Origin of the sequence: Streptomyces endocoffeicus (assembly GCF_016741935.1) — a bacterium.
GTDB classification, from domain to species: Bacteria; Actinomycetota; Actinomycetes; order Streptomycetales; family Streptomycetaceae; genus Streptomyces; species Streptomyces endocoffeicus.
This window is the reverse complement of sequence record NZ_JAERRG010000103.1, coordinates 1-4,365: the sequence shown is the minus strand read 5'-3', so window position 1 is coordinate 4,365 and position 4,365 is coordinate 1. Positions and strand designations below refer to the sequence as shown.

Sequence of the window (4,365 nt, the reverse complement as noted above, 5' to 3'; positions counted from 1 at the left end):
TTGGTGATGACGTCGATGAGGTTCCAGTCGGTGTAGGGGGCGAGGGCTTCGGCGCATTCGTGGAGGCGAGCCGCGAAGACGGGTGAGGTGTCGAGGAGTTGGGCTCCCATGCCAGTCCACTGCGCTCCCTGGCCGGGGAAGACGAACACCGTCTTGCCGTCGGTGCCGGTCTCCCCGGTGACCAGGTTGGGGTGGGGCTGCCCTTCGCTGAGGGCGGTGAGGGCGGCCGTCGCCTGGTCGAGATCCGTGGCGAGAACGACCGCACGGTGTTCCAGCGCGGCGCGGGTGGTGGCCAGCGACCAGCCCAGGTCCACCGGGTCGGTGTCGGGATGGGCGTGAAGGTGGGTGATCAGACGCTCGGCCTGCGCCCGTAGCCCCGCCGGGCTCTTGGCGGACAGCACCCACGGCACCGCGCCCCCCGTGGCCACCAGCCCGGGAGCCTCCGGTTCTGTGGCTTCCGTTTCGGCGGCCGCTTCTTCCGGGGCCTGTTCGAGGATGAGGTGGGCGTTGGTGCCGCTGACGCCGAAGGAGGAGACACCGGCGCGGCGGGCGTGTCCGGTCTCCGGCCAGGGCCGGGCCTCGGTGAGCAGGGACACCGCACCCGTTGTCCAGTCCACCTTGGTGGTGGGCTCGTCGGCGTGGAGTGTCCTGGGCAGTACGCCATGCCGCATGGCCTGCACCATCTTGATGACGCCCGCGATCCCCGCGGTGGCCTGGGTATGGCCGATGTTGGATTTGAGCGAGCCCAGCCAGAGGGGTTGGTCGGCGGGGCGGTTCTGTCCGTAGGTGGCCAGGAGTGCCTGGGCTTCGATGGGGTCGCCGAGGGCGGTGCCGGTGCCGTGGGCTTCGACGGCGTCGATGTCGGCGGTCGACAGCCTGGCATTGGCCAGGGCCTGCCGGATGACGCGCTGCTGGGAGGGCCCATTGGGGGCGGTGAGGCCGTTGCTGGCGCCGTCCTGGTTGACCGCCGTGCCACGGATGACGGCCAGCACCTCGTGGCCGTTGCGGCGCGCCTCGGAGAGCCGTTCCAGCAGTACCAGCCCGACGCCCTCGCTGAAGGTGGTGCCGTCCGCGCCCTCGCTGAAGGACTTGCTGCGGCCGTCCGGCGCGAGACCGCGCTGGTGCGAGAAGCTCACGAACCCGTCCGGAGTCGACATCACCGTCACACCACCGGCCAGGGCCATCGAGCACTCGCCCTCACGCACTGCCTTGGCCGCCCAGTGGATGGCCACCAGCGAGGAGGAGCACGCCGTGTCCACGGTCACCGCCGGACCGGTCAGGCCCAGTGCGTAGGCCACCCGCCCGGACACCACGCTCCCCGACTTCCCCGTGCTCAGATAGGTCTCGGACCCCTCGGGCAGCTCACCGGCGTTCGTCGCGTAGTCGTGGTAGATGAGCCCGGCGAACACACCGGTGTCGCTGCCCTGCATCGACCGCGGGGCGATACCGGCCTGTTCGAAGGTCTCCCACGCGGTCTCCAGCAGCAGCCGTTGCTGCGGGTCCATCGCCACGGCCTCGCGCGGGGAGATGCCGAAGAAGTCCGCGTCGAACCGGGTGGCCCCCTCCAGGAACCCGCCCTCGCGCACATAGGTCGTGCCCACCCGGTCCGGATCCGGGTCGAACAGCGTGTCCAGGTCCCAACCGCGGTCGGTGGGGAACGCCCCGATGCCGTCCTCCCCGTCGGCCACCAGCCGCCACAGCCCGTCCGGGTCGGTCACGCGTCCGGGGAGCCGGCAGGCCATGCCGACGACGACCACGGGGTCGTCCGTGTCCGCCCCCGGGCCGGTGACAGCGGTGGGGGCCGCCCGCGTCGAGCCGAACAGCTCGTCCCGCAGGTGCCCGGCGGCGATCGCGGCGGTCGGGTAGTCGAACACCACTGTCGCGGGGAGCCGCAGTCCGGTGGCCGCGTTGAGGCGGTTGCGCAGTTCCACCGCCGTCAGCGAGTCGAACCCGACCTCCCGGAAGGGCTGGTCCGGCCCGATGCTGTCGATCGTCGTATGTCCGAGCACGGCGGCGGCCTCGGTGCGGACGAGCTCGGTGAGGTGGCGCAGCCGTTCGCCGTGGTCGAGGGCAGACAGCCGCCGCATGAGCGACGACGTGTCGGCGGGCGCCGCTGTGTGGGCCGTACGGCGCGTGGGGCGCCGTACGAGATGGCGGAGCAGCGGGGGAACGGGCCGCGCCCTGTCGTCGGCCCGAAGCGCGGCCGGGCTGATCTTGATCGGGACGAGGTGAGGGTGGGTGGTGGTCAGGGCCCTGTCGAGGAGGGCGAGACCCTCGTCGTCGGTGAGGGGCGCGACACCACCGCGGTGGGTGCGGCGGCGGTCCCCGGTGTTCATGGTGGCGGTGAGGGCGCTGGTGGTTTCCCACAGGCCCCAGGCGAGGGAGGTGGCGGGGAGCCCGGCGGCGTGGCGTTGGTGGATGAGGGCGTCGATGTAGGTGTTGGCGGCGGCGTAGTTGGCCTGGCCGGGGGTGCCGAGGGTGCCGGTGGCGGAGGAGTAGACGACGAAGGCGGCCAGGTCGTGGTTGTCGTGGGTGAGGTCGTGGAGGTGGGTGAGGGCGTCGACCTTGGGGCGGAAGACGGTGTCGAGGCGCTGCGGGGTGAGGTCGGTGAGCAGCGCGTCGTCGAGGGTTCCGGCGGTGTGGATGACGGCGGTGAGGGGGTGGTCGGCGTCGATGTCGGCGAGGGTGGTGGTGAGTTGGTCGCGGTCGGCGGTGTCGCAGGCGGTGATGTGGATGTGTGCGCCGAGTTGGGTGAGTTCGGTGGCGAGTTCGGTCGCGCCGGGGGCGTCGGGCCCTTGACGGCTGGTGAGCACCAGGTGCCGGGCGCCGTGGTGGGTGATGAGGTGGCGGGCGGTGAGGGCACCGAGGGTGCCGGTGCCGCCGGTGATGAGGACGGTGCCCTCGGGATCGAGGGGGAGTGGCTGGGCTGGTGCGTTGGTGGGCGCGGCGGTGAGCTGGGGCGCCCAGAGGGTGTTGTCGCGGAGGGCCAGTTGGGGCTGGTCGGTGGTGAGCGCGGTGGTGAACGCGGTGGTGAGTGCGTCGTTCGAGTGGCCGTCGGTGTCGATGAGGTGGACGCGGCCGGGGTGTTCGGACTGGGCCGAGCGGACCAGACCCCAGATCGCCGCCGCGGCGGGATCGGTGACCTCGGCGGAGTCGTGTACGGCCAGCGCACCGTGCGTGAGTAGCACCAGCCGTGTGTCCGACAGCTCGGGCAGTGTCACCCACTGCTGCAAGAGGTCCAGCGCCCGGGTGGCCAATCCGCGTGCCCGGCCGGTGGGTTCGGTGTCGCGCGACTCCCACGCGGTGGTGTCGGCGACGATCAGGGTGGGCCGGTCCTCGGCCTCGGCGACCTCCGTGACATCGGCGAAGGCCGGGGCTTCCGCGGTGGCGAGGGCGGGGGAGATGTCCCCGACGGTGCCCCAGGGGACCTCGTCCGTGGCGGTGATGGCGCTGTGTTCGGTCCAGGTGACCGTCCAGAGCGCGTCGTTCAGCGACGTGGAGGTCAGCGCTTCGAGCTGCTCTGCGTCAACCTCCCGCAGTATCAGCGAGCCGATCGACGCGACGAGCCCTCCGGCCGCGTCGACCAGGGCCACGGAGAGCCCGGTGTCCTCGGTGTAACGGGCGTGTACGCGCACCGATGTGGCTCCGGTGGCGTACAGGCGTATGTCGTTCCAGGCGAACGGCAGCAGCATGCGGCTGCCGGGCTCCCCGGGCAGGCAGTAGTTGCTCGCGTGCAGTGCGGCGTCCAGCAGTGCCGGGTGGATGCCGAACCGGCCGGCGGCCTCCGACTGCTCCTCCGGCAGTGCGGCTTCCGCGAACACCTCGCCGTCGCGGGTCCAGACCGCCCTCAGGCCCTGGAAGGTCGGCCCGTAGTCGTAACCCCCCTCGGCCATCTGCTCGTACAGGCCCTCGACGGCCACCGGCTCGGCGCCGGCGGGCGGCCACTCGGCCACGGCGGGCGGCGGGGGCGCGGTGGTGTCCTGGGCCAGCGTGCCGGTGGCGTGCTCAGTCCACTGGGCGCTTTCCTCGACGCGCGAGTAGACGCGTACGTCCCGTCGCTCGGACTCGTCGGGGCCGCCCACGACCACCCGGAGGTCCAGGGAGCCACTGTCCGGCAGGACCAGTGGCTGCTCGATGACCAGCTCTTCCAGGGTGGGGGTGCCGGTCTCGTCTCCGGCGCGGATGGCGAGTTCGGCCATCGCGGCGCCGGGGAGGAGTACGGCGCCGGACACGGTGTGGTCGGCCAGCCAGGGGTGGGTGGTCAGGGAGAGGCGCCCGGTGAGGACGGTGCCACCGGTGTCGGGCAGATGGACGGCGGCGGTGAGGAGCGGATGCGCGGGGTCGTGGAGACCGGCCGAGGCGATG

The 4,365-nt window shown here is 72.1% G+C and carries 1 protein-coding gene; it reads right to left on the bottom strand.

Features of this window, described 5'->3' with window-relative positions:
* Window positions 1-4,365, bottom strand: a 4,365-nt coding sequence (locus JK364_RS53900) for a type I polyketide synthase (protein WP_201858796.1), incomplete at both ends; no start/stop codon positions are given.